Source organism: Blastococcus sp. SYSU DS0828 (assembly GCF_054050975.1).
Genome location: NZ_JBJHAK010000030.1, coordinates 26,776 through 41,558 on the forward strand (window position 1 = coordinate 26,776; position 14,783 = coordinate 41,558).

At 77.5% G+C, this 14,783-nt stretch carries 14 protein-coding genes; 6 read left to right on the plus strand and 8 right to left on the minus strand.

Annotated elements, in window-relative coordinates; genetic code table 11:
- Nucleotides 1-2: 2 nt before the first annotated feature.
- From ACI79Q_RS18755 to mraZ, 3 genes are all read right to left on the minus strand, one after another.
- Nucleotides 3-581, minus strand: coding sequence for a hypothetical protein (locus ACI79Q_RS18755; RefSeq protein WP_456589470.1), 579 nt, complete (start codon nucleotides 579-581; stop codon nucleotides 3-5).
- Nucleotides 578-1,573 carry a 16S rRNA (cytosine(1402)-N(4))-methyltransferase RsmH gene (gene rsmH, locus ACI79Q_RS18760; RefSeq protein ID WP_456597249.1) on the minus strand — a complete coding sequence of 332 codons (996 nt, stop codon included), beginning with the start codon at nucleotides 1,571-1,573 and terminating at the stop codon, nucleotides 578-580. Before rsmH ends, ACI79Q_RS18755 begins: the two co-directional genes overlap by 4 nt.
- Nucleotides 1,574-2,005: 432 nt before the next feature.
- The gene (mraZ, locus tag ACI79Q_RS18765) at nucleotides 2,006-2,440 is read right to left on the minus strand and encodes a division/cell wall cluster transcriptional repressor MraZ (protein WP_456589472.1); all 435 of its coding nucleotides are present in this window, start codon (nucleotides 2,438-2,440) and stop codon (nucleotides 2,006-2,008) included.
- A gap of 226 nt (nucleotides 2,441-2,666) precedes the next feature.
- On the opposite strand from mraZ, the gene ACI79Q_RS18770 reads away from it, so the two are divergent.
- The 3 genes from ACI79Q_RS18770 to ACI79Q_RS18780 are packed head-to-tail and all read left to right on the plus strand — an operon-like array spanning nucleotide 2,667 to nucleotide 7,332.
- Nucleotides 2,667-3,650 carry an AAA family ATPase gene (locus tag ACI79Q_RS18770; protein ID WP_456589473.1) on the plus strand — a complete coding sequence of 328 codons (984 nt, stop codon included), beginning with the start codon at nucleotides 2,667-2,669 and terminating at the stop codon, nucleotides 3,648-3,650.
- 2 nt (nucleotides 3,651-3,652) lie between these two features.
- Nucleotides 3,653-4,999, plus strand: coding sequence for a DUF58 domain-containing protein (locus tag ACI79Q_RS18775; protein WP_456599778.1), 1,347 nt, complete (start codon nucleotides 3,653-3,655; stop codon nucleotides 4,997-4,999).
- On the plus strand, nucleotides 4,996-7,332 hold the full coding sequence (locus ACI79Q_RS18780) for a transglutaminase family protein (protein WP_456615166.1): 2,337 nt from the start codon (nucleotides 4,996-4,998) through the stop codon (nucleotides 7,330-7,332). Before ACI79Q_RS18775 ends, ACI79Q_RS18780 begins: the two co-directional genes overlap by 4 nt.
- Here ACI79Q_RS18780 and ACI79Q_RS18785 read toward each other — a convergent pair.
- The 3 genes from ACI79Q_RS18785 to ACI79Q_RS18795 all read right to left on the minus strand — a co-directional run bounded on the left by ACI79Q_RS18785 (nucleotide 7,320) and on the right by ACI79Q_RS18795 (nucleotide 9,859).
- Complete coding sequence (locus tag ACI79Q_RS18785) at nucleotides 7,320-7,718, minus strand: DUF3040 domain-containing protein (RefSeq protein WP_456589476.1); 399 nt, start codon at nucleotides 7,716-7,718, stop codon at nucleotides 7,320-7,322. The two genes, ACI79Q_RS18780 and ACI79Q_RS18785, sit on opposite strands and share 13 nt — an antisense overlap.
- Before the next feature lie 164 nt (nucleotides 7,719-7,882).
- Nucleotides 7,883-9,112 carry a DNA polymerase IV gene (gene dinB / locus ACI79Q_RS18790; RefSeq protein ID WP_456615167.1) on the minus strand — a complete coding sequence of 410 codons (1,230 nt, stop codon included), beginning with the start codon at nucleotides 9,110-9,112 and terminating at the stop codon, nucleotides 7,883-7,885.
- A gap of 90 nt (nucleotides 9,113-9,202) precedes the next feature.
- On the minus strand, nucleotides 9,203-9,859 hold the full coding sequence (locus tag ACI79Q_RS18795; RefSeq protein WP_456589478.1) for a permease: 657 nt from the start codon (nucleotides 9,857-9,859) through the stop codon (nucleotides 9,203-9,205).
- Between the two features lie 250 nt (nucleotides 9,860-10,109).
- Between ACI79Q_RS18795 and ACI79Q_RS18800 the strand changes: the two genes are divergently transcribed.
- The 3 genes from ACI79Q_RS18800 (at nucleotide 10,110) to ACI79Q_RS18810 (ending at nucleotide 12,683) form a co-directional block, all read left to right on the plus strand.
- Nucleotides 10,110-10,382 carry a BatC protein gene (locus ACI79Q_RS18800; RefSeq protein ID WP_456615168.1) on the plus strand — a complete coding sequence of 91 codons (273 nt, stop codon included), beginning with the start codon at nucleotides 10,110-10,112 and terminating at the stop codon, nucleotides 10,380-10,382.
- Nucleotides 10,383-10,450: 68 nt separating this feature from the next.
- Nucleotides 10,451-11,701, plus strand: coding sequence for a cupin domain-containing protein (locus ACI79Q_RS18805; RefSeq protein WP_456615169.1), 1,251 nt, complete (start codon nucleotides 10,451-10,453; stop codon nucleotides 11,699-11,701).
- Between the two features lie 13 nt (nucleotides 11,702-11,714).
- Nucleotides 11,715-12,683: a sucrase ferredoxin gene (locus ACI79Q_RS18810; protein ID WP_456615170.1), complete on the plus strand. Its 969-nt coding sequence runs from the start codon at nucleotides 11,715-11,717 to the stop codon at nucleotides 12,681-12,683.
- Nucleotides 12,684-12,693: 10 nt separating this feature from the next.
- Here the strand turns inward: ACI79Q_RS18810 and ACI79Q_RS18815 are convergent, their stop codons facing one another.
- Nucleotides 12,694-13,881: an alkaline phosphatase family protein gene (locus ACI79Q_RS18815; protein ID WP_456599774.1), complete on the minus strand. Its 1,188-nt coding sequence runs from the start codon at nucleotides 13,879-13,881 to the stop codon at nucleotides 12,694-12,696.
- Complete coding sequence (locus ACI79Q_RS18820) at nucleotides 13,878-14,615, minus strand: class I SAM-dependent methyltransferase (protein ID WP_456599773.1); 738 nt, start codon at nucleotides 14,613-14,615, stop codon at nucleotides 13,878-13,880. Before ACI79Q_RS18820 ends, ACI79Q_RS18815 begins: the two co-directional genes overlap by 4 nt.
- Nucleotides 14,616-14,783 lie beyond the last annotated feature (168 nt).

Below are 14,783 nucleotides of genomic sequence, written 5' to 3' on the forward strand. Positions count from 1 at the left end.
GGTCAGTTCCCGCCCGGCGGCGCGGGCTCGGGCTCAGGCTCGGGCGCGGGCTCGGGAGCGGGAGCGGGCTCGGGTGCACCGCGCAGCGTCGTGGTGCCGTCGGGGCCGAGCACCAGGTAGCCGGCGACCCCGGCCGGGACCAGCCCGGCCTCCACCGCCGCCCGCGCGACGTCCGCAGGGGTGTTGCCGGCCACCACGAGCTGCTCCAGCCGCTGCACCTCCTGGGCACGCGCGGCGTTCTCGCCGCGCATCTGGGTCGCCTTCAGGCTGTCCACCGCGATGGCGGTGTTGAGCACCAGCAGCCCGAGGGTGGTGAGCGCGAGGAGCGCGACGACCAGGAGGACGAACGGCGCCTTGCGGGAACGCGCGGCGCTCCGCACCCTCCGGCGCGGCCGGGCGGCGGCACCGGTCGGTACCAGCCGCAGCTCCGGGCGGGGCGTGGCGCGGCCGGTGCCGCGCGCACCCGACGGCGAGGTGCGCGGAGCCGGACCGGTGGCCCGGGAGGGAGCGGTGCGGGCGTGGGGGGTGCGGGGAGCCGTGGCGCGCGGCAGGGGCGTGCGCACGGCGGCGGCCCGGGTCATGCCGCCCGCCGGATGCGCTCGGCCGCCCGCACCCGGGCCGACGCCGCCCGGGAGTTGCCGGCCGTCTCCTCCGGCCCGGGGGCCTCGCCACCGCGGGTGAGCAGGCGCAGCACCGGCCCGTGCTCCGGGAGCGGCACCGGCAGCTCCGGCGGGGTGCGGTCCGCGGCTCCCGCGGCCAGGGTCTGCTTCACGATCCGGTCCTCCAAGGAGTGGAAGGTGATGACGGCGACGCGACCGCCCACGGCGAGGGCGTCGATCGCGGCAGGGAGGGCACGCTCCAGCGCGCCGAGCTCGTCGTTGACCTCGATGCGCAGGGCCTGGAACGTCCGCTTCGCGGGGTGGCCACCGGTCCGCCGGGTGGCCGCGGGGATGGACTCGCGGACGAGCTCGGCCAGCCGGGCGGTGCCCGTGAACGGCTCGCGGGCCCGCTCGCGGTCGATGGCGGCGGCGATCCGCGAGGCGAACCGCTCCTCGCCGTAGACCCGCAGTACGCGCGCGAGGTCCTTCGGCGGGTAGGTGTTCACGACGTCGGCTGCCGTCCGGGGCGCGCCCGGGTCCATGCGCATGTCGAGCGGGGCGTCGGTGGAGTAGCTGAACCCCCGGTCGGGCCGGTCCAGCTGGAGCGAGGAGACCCCGAGGTCGAACAGGACGCCCTGGACCTCGTCGATGCCGAGCCGGTCGAGCACCTCGGGGAGCTCGTCGAAGACGGCGGGCACGACCGTCACGCGCCCGGCGTGCCCGGCGGCCTCGATCCGTCGGGTGGCCTCGGCGCGGGCGTCCGGGTCGCGGTCCAGCCCGACGACCCGCAACCCCGGGTGCGCCTCGAGCATCGCGAGGGTGTGGCCGGCCAGCCCCAGCGTCGCGTCGACCATCACGGCACCGTCGGCGGCGCACGCCGGGCCGAGGAGCTCGAGGACCCGGTCCAGCAGCACCGGCACGTGCACCGGGGGCTGCCCGGGCCCCGGGGCCGCGGCAGGTCCGGTGCTGCTCATCGTCTGCTGCCTCTCGAGTGGTCCTGACGGGTCCCGCGATGGTGCCGCGCCGCGGGCGGCCGCTGGGGGACGCGGAAGCGGGGGCGTGCGGGATCGGGCGGGTGGGGGGCAGGAGGTGGGTGGGGCGCGGTGGGGTGGGTGGGGCGCAGTGGGGCCGGTGGAGCGCAGTGGGGCGGCGGGAGGCCGGATCCGGGGGGGGTGTCCGGCCCCGCGGCTCCGCCTGGCGTCGGGGAAGAGCGTCAGGTGGGGTTCCGCGGGGCCGGTGGGTCACCCCCTGCCGGCGAGGGGCCGGCCCGCTGATCCGTGCGGTCCTCCTCGTGGGACCGAGCCGCGGGGAAGGCGGCTGGGGCCCGGTCCGGTCGAGCCGCGGGGAAGGCGGCTCGAACGGGTGCGTCGCGGAGGCCGGTGGGAGCGGGTGGGGCGATCCCGGGATCACGACAGCGTCGGCATCCCCTCGCTCTCCATGTCGGCGAAGGCGGCCTCCTGCTCGGCCACGTAGGCGTCCCAGGTCGCGGAGTCCCAGATCTCGAAGCGGGTGTCCACGCCGACGACGACGACGTCGCGGTCCAGGTGGGCGTACTCGCGCAGGCTCGCGGGGATGGTGATGCGGCCCGTCTTGTCCGGCTCCAGCTCCACCATCGAGCCGAAGCTCATGCGGGCGCGCATGCGCGCCGCGGCGGTGTCGGAGGGTGCCATGGCGGCCATCGCGGCGCTCTGCTCGGCGACCCGGGCCATCGTCAGCCCGTAGATGCAGCGCTCCTGGCCCTTCTTGATCACCATGCCGTCGGCCACCTGGTCGCGGAAGCGGACGGGGAGGGCGAGCCGGCCCTTTTCGTCGAGGCGCAACTGGTAGCTGCCGACGAACACCGGATCACCCCCTGCATCGGTCCTCCCATGGCTCTGCAGCTCCCCCGGACGGGACCCTGCCTCCCCACCAGGCGACACAGTAACCCACTGGCCCCCACTGGACACCACCTGAGGCCGTGTCGTGACCCACCGCCCCCACCTCGCGGAACGCCCTCGCGACCGGGGTCGCGGAGCACCGTGATCCGCGCCCGGGACGGGGGGTCGACTGCGCACGTACGGTGGAGCGGTGACGGAGGCGACACGGTCCGCCGACGGGACGGCCGACGCGTCGGTCGACGTCGCCGCGGAGGGCGCACGCATCGCGGCCGCGGTCAGCCGCGTCGTCCAGGGCAAGGAGGACGTCGTCCGGCTGGCACTGGTCGTGCTGCTGGCCGAGGGCCACCTGCTGATCGAGGACGTGCCCGGGGTCGGCAAGACCACGCTGGCCAAGGCGCTGGCCGGCGCCGTCGACGCCAGCGTCCGGCGCATCCAGTTCACGCCCGACCTGCTGCCGAGCGACGTGACGGGGGTGGCTGTCTACGACCAGGAGACCCGGGCGTTCGAGTTCAAGCCGGGGGCGATCTTCGCCAACCTGGTCGTGGCCGACGAGATCAACCGCGCCTCCCCCAAGACCCAGTCGGCGCTACTGGAGTGCATGGAGGAGCGGCAGGTCACCGTCGACGGCGTGAGCTACCAGCTGGCCCGCCCGTTCCTGGTCATGGCCACGCAGAACCCGCTGGAGATGGAGGGCACCTACCCCCTCCCCGAGGCCCAGCGCGACCGGTTCACCGCCCGCGTGTCCATGGGGTATCCCGATCCGGCCGCGGAGCTGGCCATGCTCGACGACCGCTCCACCGCCGACCCGCTGACCGCCCTGCGCCCGGTGGCCGACGCCACCCTCGTCCGGTCCCTGGTCGCCGCCGTGGGCCGGGTGCACGTCGCCGAGGCCGTCCGCCGGTACGTCGTCGCCCTGGTCGAGGCCACCCGCCGGTCACCCGACCTGCGCCTGGGCGCCTCCCCGCGCGCCGGCCTGCAGCTCCTGCGGGCCGCCCGCGCCTCCGCCGCCCTCGACGGGCGTGACCACGTGCTGCCCGACGACGTTCAGGCCCTCGCCGTGCCGGTGCTGGCCCACCGCCTCCTGCTCAGCGGGGAGGCCGTGGTCGGCCGGCGCAGCGCCGAGCAGGTGGTGGCCTCGCTGGTGGCCTCCGTGCCGGTCTTCCGCGGGCGCTGAGCGTGCGCGGCGTTCCCGGCCGGTCCGTCGGGGCCCTCACGACCCGCGGCCGCTGCCTCCTCGCCGGGGGCCTGACGCTCGGGCTGGTGGGGGCGGTGCTCGGCGAGCGGTCGCTGGTGCAGCTGGCCGCCTTCGTCCTGGTCCTGCCGCTGCTCGCCGCCGTCAGCGTGGCGCGGGGGCGGTTCCGGGTCACCACCCGGCGCACCGTCACCCCGCAACGGGTGCCGCGCGGCACGCCGGCCGAGGTCGAGCTGCAGCTGCAGAACGCCGACGCGCGGCGCGGCGGGCTCTGGCTGCTGACCGAGCAGCTGCCGGCGGCGCTGGGCCGCTCGCACCGGTTCACGGTGGCCGGCCTGGCCCCGGGCGCCGGCACCACCGTCAGGTACCGGCTGGTCGGTCGGCACCGCGGCCGCTACCAGCTGGGGCCGCTGCGGCTGCGGGTCGTCGACCCGTTCGGCCTGGTCGAGCGCACCGCCGTCGGCTCCGACACCGCTCCCCTGGTCGTGGTGCCCCGCGTCCGACCGCTGGGGCGCGGTGGCCCGGGTGGCGGCCGGGGTGGCGACGACGGCACGCACCGCGCGTTCGCCGTCCACGGCGACGACGACGTCAGCGTCCGCGAGTACCGGCGCGGTGACGACCTGCGCAGGGTGCACTGGCGGGCGAGCGCGCGCACCGGCGAGCTCATGGTGCGGCTCGAGGAGCAACCGTGGCGCGCCCAGGGCACCCTGCTGCTGGACACCCGGGCGCGCGCGCACCTGCTGGCTCCGGCGTGGGACGCCTCCCGGCGCGCTCCGGGGCCGCCGGGCGACGACCAGCCACCCGCCGACAGCCTGGAGTGGCTGGTCGAGGCGGCGGCCAGCATCGGGGTCGCGCTGGCCCGGCGCGGCGCCCGGCTGCGGGTCGTGACCAGCACCGGGGAGCTGACGCCCGATCCCGGCGCCGCGGCGCTCGGCGCCGAGGAGCTCCTGGACCGGCTGGCCGTCGTCGGGGCCTCCCGGGTCGGCGACCTGTCCGACGCCGCGTCGGCCGCGTGCCGCGCCGCCGGCGACGGGCCGCTGATCTGCCTGCTGGGCGCGGTCGGACCCGACGACGTGGCCGACCTCGTGCGGCTGCGCCAGGGACCGGTGCCCGGCCTCGCCGTGCTGCTGGACGTGGCGACCTGGGGCGAGCCGGGCCGCGGCCGGCGCAGCGCGACCGGTGCCGCGCTGGACGCGCTCTCGACCCAGCGCGACCAGGCCGTCGCCGCCCTCGCCGCGGCCGGCTGGCGGGTGACCACCGCGTCGGCCGGGCAGGACGTCGGCGAGGCGTGGGCCGCGCTGACCGGGACTCCCGTCGGGGCGCCGGCATGACCGCGACGGACGTCCGCACCCCGGTCGCCGCCGCGGCAGCGACCCTGCTCGGCGCGCTGGCGCTCTCCCCCGTCTTCACCAGCCGGGCGTGGGTGCCACCGGTGGTGACGGTCGTCGTCGCCGTGCTGGCCGGCGGCCTGGCGCTGCGCGCGGCGGTCGCCCGGCTCGCCGGCGACCGCACACGCTCGTGGCCGGTCGAGGCGCTGGGCCCCGTGGTGGTGCCGGTCGGTCAGCTCGTCCTCGTCGTCTGCGTGCTCACGGCCGTGTTCGTGCCGGATGCCGCGCCGGCCGGGGTGCTGCCCACGCCGGCCGCGCTGGCCCGGCTCGCCGAGGTCTTCGGGGCGGGGGCGGCCGAGATCCAGGAGCAGGCCACGCCCGCGCTCCCGCTGACCGGCCTGCTCGCCCTCACCACCTTGTTCGTCGGGCTGGTGGCCGTCGCGGTGGACCTGCTGGCGGTCACCGTGCGGCAGGCGGCGGTGGCCGGGGCCGCGCTGCTCCCCCTGGTGTGCGTGCCCGTGGCGACGGTGACCGGCGGCATCGGGCTGGTGGCGCTGGTCGGGCCGGCCGCCGGCTTCGCCGTGCTCCTGTGGGCCGACCAGCGCCGCTCCCTGGAGGGACCCACCGGCGGTGGCACCGCCGTGCGCATCGGCGTGGTCGCGGTGGCGGCGGGCGCCGTCCTGGGCACCGCGGTGCCCACCCTCCCCGAGGGCTCGTTCGCCACCGGGCTCGGCGGCGGGGCGGGGTCGGCCACGGGGACCTCCCTGGACCCGGCGGCGGAGCTGCGGGGGCAGCTGACCCTGCCCGAGCCGATCGAGCTGCTGCGCGTGGACACCTCGGTGGAGGACCCCGGCTACCTGCGCGCGGTGGCGCTCGACGAGTACGACCCGGTGGAGGGCTGGTCGCTGAGCAACCTCGACGGCGAGGTCTCGGTCGCCGAGGACGACCTCCTCGCTCCGCCGCCGGCCCGCCAGCCGGCCCGCCAGGTGGTCGCCGAGGTGCAGGTGCTGGACCACGACGACCGGTTCCTCCCCGTGCCGACCTCCCCCCTCTCGGTCCGCACCGACGGCGAGGACGGCGCGTGGCGCTTCGACGACGCGACCGGGACCGTGTTCGGCCGCGGGATCACCACCGCTGGGCTGACGTACCGGGTGACCGCGATCGAGCCGCGCCCGTCCGACGAGCTGCTCGCGCGCGCGGCCCCGCTCCCCGCGGACGACCCCCTGCAGCAGCGCTTCGGCGCGCTGCCCGAGCTGGACCCGGCGATCACCGACCTGGTCGCCGGGCTGACCGAGGGCGCAGGCACCCCGTACGAGCGCGTGCTGCGCATCCAGGCGTACCTGACCGACCGGTCCAACGGGTTCGTCTACAGCCTCTCCACCGCCCCCGGCACCAGCGGCGACGACCTGGTGGACTTCCTGCGGCTCAAGCGCGGCTACTGCGAGCAGTACGCCGGCGCCATGGCGGTGCTGGTCCGCCAGACGGGGCTGCCCGCCCGCGTGGCGCTGGGGTACACGCCCGGCGACGTCTCGCCCGACGGAACCCGGCTGGTCACCAGCGACGACGCCCACGCCTGGGTGGAGGTCTGGTTCCAGGGGATCGGGTGGGTGCCCTTCGACCCCACGCCGCTGGCCGCCGACCGGCAGGTGGAGCTCCCCTGGTCGCCGCGGACCACGGCGCAGGAGCGGCTGGACGCCGCACCGGCCGTCCCCGCGCCGTCGGTGGCGCCTCCGCCGGCGGCCCCCCGGACGGACCGCCTCCCGCAGGCGGCGCCCCAGGTCGCCGCCCCGACGCAGACCGGGGCCGACCGGGGTCCGCTGCTGATCGGCGCGGGACTGCTGGCGCTCGGCGCCGTCGTCCTGGCCGCCCCGGGCTCCGCGCGTGCCCTGCAGCGCCGCCGCCGGCTGGCCGGGGGCGGGACGTGGGCGGAGCTGCGCGCCACCGCCACGGACCTGGGCGTGCACCTGCATCCCTCGTGGACCCCGCGCCGGGTGGCCGACGCGCTGGCTCTCACCCTGACCCGGGGGCCCGGCGGACCGTCGGTGGAGTCGTCGGTGGCGGCCGTGCGCCGGCTGGCCCGCGCCGAGGAGGCAGCCAGCTACGGGCGGCCGGGCAGCGCGCGACCGGACGCCGAGCTGCAGGCGGCGCTGCGGACGGCCCGCCGGGGGCTGCTCGGGGCGCGCCCGCGGGCGGTGCGGGTGCGGGCGCTGCTGTGGCCGGCGTCACTGGTGGCCGAGATCCGGGAACGGGGCGCCCGGTGGGCCCGGTACGGCTCCGGCCGCCGTCCGGGGCGGACGGCGGCCGGGAGGTCGGTGCGCGAGGGCTACTGGTCGTAGCGGCGGCGGAAGCGCTCCTCGAGCCGGTTCTTCATCGGCTGCCGCCCGCGCTTGCCACCGCGGCCGGCGGCCGAGGAGCCGCGCGGCCCGGCGGGCCCGGCGGCCTCGACCGCACCGGTGGCCCCCCGGTAGTGCAGCACCCCGAGGGCGGCACCGCCGAAGGCGACCAGGAATCCCAGGACGCCGAGCGGGACGGACTCGGCGACCGCGCCGGCGACCAGGACGGCGAGGCCGACCAGCACCAGCAGGGCACCGAGTTGCAGTTTGCGGCGAGCCTTCTGACGGCGATCGCCGGTGCGGACCGAGGATGCGAACTTCGGGTCGTCATCGACGAGGGCGCGCTCGATCTGCTCCAGCAGACGCTGCTCGTGCTCGGAGAGCGGCACGTCGACCTCCAAATGGGCGGAGCCAGTTCCGTCGGAGGCTCCCGCCGACGGTATCTCCGAGGATACGAGCCGATTGGACGCGGCGAAAGGCGACGCCACGGTGACCGGCCCGACGCGCCGGCCGATCACTCCTCCGGGTGCAGCCCGCGGCGCGTCGTGCCTGGTCAGCGAGCCGCCCGCCCGACCGGCCCCGAGGAGCCCAGCAGCGTCGCCGGCCGGACCGCTCCCGCTCCGAAGCGCCGGGCGGCGCGATCGGCGGCCAGTTCCGCCTCCCGGCGGCCGTGCTCGCGCGCGCCGAGCTCCAGCTGCCGGGGGGCGGAACCCGCCTCGACGAGCCGTTCGGCCCGGACGCCGACCAGCCGGATGCGGGTCCGGTCCAGGCCCAGGGCGTCGTAGAGGGCGCGGGCCGTGTCGTAGAGCTCCTGCCCCACGTCGGTGGGCGCGGCCAGCGTGCGACTGCGGGTGATCGTGGTGAAGTCGGCGAAGCGGACCTTGATGCTGACCGTGCGGGCCAGGCAGCCGGTCGAGCGCAGCCGCCCGGCCGTCCGCTCCGCCAGCCGCAGCAGCTCGCGGTGGACCACCCTGGGGTCGTCGACGTCGGCGGCGAAGGTCTCCTCCGCGCCGGTGGAGCGCTCGGGCTCGTCGGGGACGACCCGCCGGGGGTCGCGCCCCCACGCGAGTTCGTGCAGGTGGGCGCCCGCGGCGGCACCCAGCGCCCGCTGGAGGGTCTTCGCCGGCACGTGGGCCAGGTCGCCCACGGTCCGCAGCCCGAGCCGCAGGAGCGTCTCCTCCGTCTTCGGACCCACTCCCCAGAGCGCACCCACCGGCAGCGGGTGCAGGAAACCCATGACCTCCGGGGGGCGGACGACGAGCAGCCCGTCGGGCTTGGCCCGGGTGGAGGCGAGCTTCGCCACGAACTTGGTGCCGGCGACCCCGACCGAGCAGGTGATGCCCTGCTCGTCGAACACCCGGGCGCGGAGGTACTCGCCGATGGCCACGGGGTCACCCAGCCGCCGGCCGGCGCCCGAGACGTCCAGGAACGCCTCGTCCAGGCTCAGCGGCTCGACCAGCGGGGTGATCGACCGGAACAGCGCCATGACCGCCCGGGACACCTCGGCGTAGAGCGCCATGTCCCCCGGCAGCACCGTCGCCGTCGGGCACAGCCGCAGCGCGCGGGCGGTGGGCATGGCCGCGTGCACCCCGTACCTGCGGGCCTCGTAGGTGGCCGAGGTGACCACGCCGCGGTTCCCGGCCCCGCCGACGATCACCGGCGTGCCGACCAGCTCCGGGCGCCGGCGCACCTCGACGCTGGCGAAGAAGGCGTCCATGTCGATGTGCAGGACGGTGCACCCGTCCGCCCGTCCGACGCCGCCCGCCACCGCCACCTCCCGCACGTCCCCGTGGATCGAACATGCGTTCGACCCACGGGAACGATAACGGTCCGGCGCCGGGGCGGCCGACCGGCGCGCCCCGGCCCGCCGAGGTCAGCGGGCGACGACCTCGGTGTCCTGCTTGCCCGGCCACATCTTGGCGCCGATCACCCCGCCGAGCGCGGAGGCGATGATCGACAGACCCAGCCCGAGGACCGCCCAGCTGGCGGCCGAGCGCGCCGTCTCGGCGGCCTGGCCGGCCTGGATGTCGGGCAGGTTGGCCTGCTGGATGCCGGCGACGTCGGTGACCACGCCGGCCAGGGAACCCAGCAGGGCACCGCCACCGAACAGCGTCAGCAGCACGATGGTGACCACGGTCAGCGCCCACACCAGGATGCCGTGGAGCAGCCCCTCGCTGACCCCACGCCACAGCGCGGTCGCCCCGGCGGTGAGACCACCCAGGAAGAGGGCGAGCAGCCCGTTGATGCCGCTGATCAGGTCGGCGTTGTTCCCGTCACCACCTCCCATGTCCCACCAGCCCAGGGCCAGCGTGGCCAGCTGCAGCAGCAGGAAGGTGGGCACCGCGACGATCAGGCCGGCCCAGACCGGGCCCCAGCGGACGCGGTCCCGGCGCGTGGGCGGCGTCTGGTGGTGCGTGTCCCGGAGGCCTACGCGGCTCGCCCCTTCGTCCCTGGCCGGGTCCAGCCGGCCACCCGACGTCTCCTGGGTCACGTCGGCGCTCGCGCCTGTCTGCGTACGACCCTCTGTCATGACATCTCCTCCTCGTGCGTCGTCTCGTGCCTCTGACCCCTCAGAGGTGCCCCTCAGGGGTGGACCCACACGAGATGCCCGCCAGGAAGGAGACGACTGCACCGGACGCCGAGCCGTCACGCGATCGTGACCCTCCCCGCACAGCGGAAACCGCTGGCCGGACGGCAGGTGTCAGACCCGGGTGAGGGAGGTAAGCAGCGACGCAGGGACGGCCGGCCGGCCGCCCCTGATCGACCTGGACGGAGATGCCATGGCGCTCGACGACGACGACATGACCAGCACGGAGGGCCCGGCCGACGGCGGCGCCTCGGGCACCCCGGGCGCCCATGACGGTGGCGCGGACGGCGGTGCCGACAGCGGCGCGGACGGTGGCGCGGACGGTGGCGCCGACGGCGGTGCCGACGGCGGCGCGGACGGCGGTGCGGACGGCGGTGCCGACGGCGGCGCGGACGGCGGTGCCGACAGCGGCGCGGACGGTGGCGCCGACGGCGGTGCCGACGGTGGCGCGGACGGTTCGGCCTGAACGAGCACCCGACCCCGCAGGGCCGGACGGAGCCACAGCTCCGCCCGGCCCTGCGGCGGTGCACGAACATGGCCCCCGAGCAGTTCGCCCGGGAGCACTGGGCGCGGCGCCCGCTCCTGACCCGCGCCGAGGACACCGGCAACTCCTTCACCGACCTGCTCGACCTGCCGGCGGTCGACGAGCTGCTCTCCCGACGCGGCCTGCGCACACCGTTCCTGCGGATCGCCAAGGACGGCGCGGTCGTCGACGCGAAGCGGTTCACCACGTCGGGCGGGGCCGGCGCGGAGATCGCCGACCAGGTCTCCTCGGACGCGGTGCTGCGGCTGTTCGCCGACGGGAGCACCGTCGTCCTCCAGGGGCTGCACCGGCTCTGGCCGCCGCTGATCGAGTTCGCCGACCAGCTGGCCGCCGACCTCGGCCACCCGACGCAGGTCAACGCCTACGTCACCCCGCCGTCGTCGCAGGGCTTCAGCCCGCACTACGACGTGCACGACGTCTTCGTGCTCCAGGTGGCCGGTGAGAAGCACTGGACCATCCACGAGCCGGTGCTGCCCGATCCGCTGCGCACCCAGCCGTGGAACGACCGCGCTGCCGAGGTGGCCGCGGCCGCCGAGCGGGCACCGGTGATCGACGCGGTGCTGCGGCCCGGCGACGCCCTCTACCTGCCGCGTGGGTTCCTGCACTCGGCGAAGGCCCTCGGCGAGATCAGCGCGCACCTGACCGTCGGCATCCACTCGGTGACCCGCTGGGCGGCGGCCGAGTCGGTGCTGGACCTGGTGCGCACGCTGGCGGCCGAGGACCGCGCGCTGCGGAGCTCGTTGCCCCTCGGCGTCGACCTGTCCGATCCCGACGCCCTGGCCGACGACGTCGCCGCCGTCGTCGAGGGACTGCGGGAGTGGCTGGGCCGGGTGGACCCGGCCGACGTCGCCGACCGCCTGCGGGCCCGGACCTGGGCGCAGGTGCGGCCGGAACCGGTCGCACCCCTGGCGCAGTCCGTCGCCGCGGCCGCGCTGGACCCGGGGACGGTGCTGCGACTGCGCCGCCACCTGCGGTGCACCCTGCGCGACGCCGACGACGGCCGGGTGACCCTCGTGGCGGGCCGGCGCACCCACTCCTTCCCGGAGGACGCCCGGGCCGCGCTGACCGAGCTGCTGGCCGCCGGCGAGCTGAAGGTGGGCGACCTGCCCGGCCTCGACCCGGCGGACCCCCTGACGCTGGCCCGCCGGCTGGTGACCGAGTCGATCGCCACCGTGCCCGACGCGACCCTGCCCGCCACCGGGCACGGCGGGCGGGGGGCGGCGTCCGGGGAACCCCGGTGACCCGGTGGAGGGCGTGACCGCACCGGACCCGGCGGGGAAGGACGACTTCTGCCGCACGGAGGTCCCCGCCCGCCCGCCGGGCCGGCTCGACGCCGGCCGCTGCTCGGTGCAGGCGCTCGAGCGCGGCGACTCGGGGGTGGCGACGGCCTCACCGGTGTCCCGCTGGCTGCTGGTCGAGCAGCCGGGGCCGTGGGGACGGCAGGCGCTGCTCCAGTCGAGGTTCGACGCACGCGTGGCCCGGTTGCTCGCCGAGCGGGCCGAGCGGGAGGGGGTCCGGGTCCTGCTGGTCCGCCGGCCCGGCGACCGGCTGGCCGACTCCGGCCGGCGCTGGGCCTACGCCGACAGCCGGCTGGGCCGGGAGGGGCTGTGGTGGTCGGTGCGCTCGACCGACGCCGACCTGCTCAGCGCGCCGTGGGACGGGTCGGTCGGCGAGCCGGCGTCCGGGCCGGCCTACCTGGTGTGCACGCACGGCGGCCACGACGCCTGCTGCGCGCTGCGCGGCCGTCCGCTGGCCCGTGCCCTGCCCGCGCCCGGCCCGACCGACGTGTGGGAGTGCAGCCACCTCGGGGGCGACCGGTTCGCGGCGAACGTGCTGGTGCTGCCGCACGGCTTCTACTACGGGCAGGTCCCCGGGGACGGCGGGCTGGTCGTCGCCGCGCACGACCGGGGGCAGGTGGCTCTGCCGTGGTTGCGCGGACGGGCAGGGCTGCCCGCACCGGTGCAGGCCGCCCAGCACTACGCGCGCGAGGAGCTCGGCGTCCTCGGCGTCGACGAGCTGCCGCCGGTCCGCTCGACCCGGCGGGAAGCGGCGGACCCGGGCGCGGAGCGGTGGGAGGTCATCCTGACCGGCCCGGCGGGGCCGGTCAGCGTCACCGTGGAGAGCCGGCCGTCACCGGAGACGGTGCACCTCACCTGCTCCGCCACCACGGCCGGCCGGGTGCGCACCTGGCACCACCTGTCGCTGTCGGCACCGCCGGGCTGACCCGCCCGGCTCAGCGGAGCGCGCGTCCCCGGGCGGCGAGCAGCGGGATCGCCAGCTCCGTCGCGGTCAACGACCCGTGGTAGGCGGCCAGCCGGCTCGGCCCCGGCTCCAGCCGGGGGCTGATCAGCGCCCAGCTACCGCGGGCCAGCGCCACGACGTCCCCGATGCGGGCCGCCAGCGCGTCGTCCACCGGCCCGAAGACCCCGCTGGCGACGGCCTCGTCGCGCCCCACCACCCACGCCCGGTCGCCGAGGACCCCGCGCCAGCGGGCCAGCACGTCGGCCTCCGCCCCGGGCTCGGTGTGCACGTACCGGGCGCGGGGTTCACCGGCGAGCACCCGCACCCCGTCGGCGAGGTCGGGCTCGTCGTCGAGGTCCAGCCGCGTCGCGGCGGGGACGTCGAGCATCCCGTGGTCGGCGGTGACCAGCAGCGCGGCGTCGTCGGGCAGGCCGTCGACCAGCTGCGCGACGACGCGGTCGACCAGGGCGAGCTGCGCGCGCCAGCTGGGCGAGTCGACCCCGCGGACGTGGCCGGTGAGGTCGAGCTCGGCCATGTAGCCGTAGACCAGGGACCGCCGGCCCGCCTCCAGGCCCGAGCGCATGAGCGCGGTGAGGTCCCCGGGCCCCACCGCCCCGGTGTACTCGGCCCCGCGGTAGGCGGCCACGGTGAGGCCCGATCCCGCATAGGCCCACGGCCCGACGGCGGTGACCGCCACCCCGTCGGCGGCGGCGCGCTCGAAGACGGTGGGCTGCGCCTGCCAGTCGGCGGGGTCGGGGTCGTCGGTCCACTGGGTGTGGTTGAGGGTGCGCCCCTCCCCCGGCACCTCGGTGACGAAGCCCAGGATCCCGTGGCTGCCCGGGGGCAGTCCGGTGCCGATGGTGGTGAGGCTGACCGGGGTGGTGCTGGGACAGGGCGCCTGCAGGGTTCCGGCCGGGCTGCTCATGCCGGCCAGCGTGGGCGCCAGGTCGGCGTGCGCCCGGACGAGGTCGGCGCCCAGGCCGTCCACGAGCAGGACCGCCACGCGGCGGGCCCCGTGCAGCGCGTCGGCCAGGCCCAGCGGGTCGGCGGGCAGGTCCCCCCGGGGCACCGGCGTCCCCAGCGCCGCCGCGACGCCGGGCAGCACGTCGGCGAGGGTGGCGACGCCGTAGGCGGGCCGGTGCAGGTCGGGCGGCAGCACGCCGTCGCCCTCCCCGGTCACGCGCGGGTCGCCAGCAGGTGGAGGCCTGCGGCGACCTCGCGGTAGGGCGAGGTCTCGGCGAGCGCCAGCTCGAGGTCCCGGACGGCGGCTGGATCGGCCCCGGAGGCGGAGTCGAGCAGGTCGGCGACGACGGAGACCCCGCGCCAGGCGCCGGGGGTCAGACCGGCACCGCCGACGAGCGCCAGGAGCTCGTCGGGGCTGAACCGGCGGCGGAGCGGCCGGCCGGGGTGGGCGTCCTGGTCCCGGAGCTGGGCCAGCGCCTCCGCGGGGTGGCCGCCGACGGCTCGGGCGAGGACCGCGCCGGCCCGGTTGGCGACGGCGAGGCTCACCCGGCCGCCGGGCCGCAGCGCGCCGGCGATCTCGGCCAGCGTGACCCCGGGGTCGTCGACCACCTCGAGCACCGAGTGGCACAGCGCGAGGTCGTACCCGCCCTCGTCGTCGGCGAGGACCTCGTGCAGCAGGTCGCCGTCCCCCTGGACACCGCGCACCCGCCCGCCGACACCCGCCGTCTCGGCACGCCGGCGCAGGGTGGCCAGGGCGTCGGCGCTGGGATCGACGACGGTGACGGTGTGCCCCAGGCGGGCCAGCGGGACGGCGAACATCCCGCTCCCCCCGCCGACGTCGAGCACGCGCAGCGCGTCACCGGCGTCGACCAGCGGGTCGAGCGCGGCCCACACGGCGGCGGTGCGGGCGGGCAGCTGCTCCGCGGTCGGCGGAGCGGGAACGGTCGGCACCCACCGGAGCCTAGTGGCGGAGCGGGGGGGGGGGGGGGGGGGGGGGGCGGGGGGCGGGGGGCGGGGGGGGGGGGGGGGGGGGGGGGGGGGGGGGGGGGGGGGGGGGGGGGGGGGGGGGGGGGGGGGGGGGGGGGGGGGGGGGGGGGGGGGGGGGGGGGGCGGGGGGGG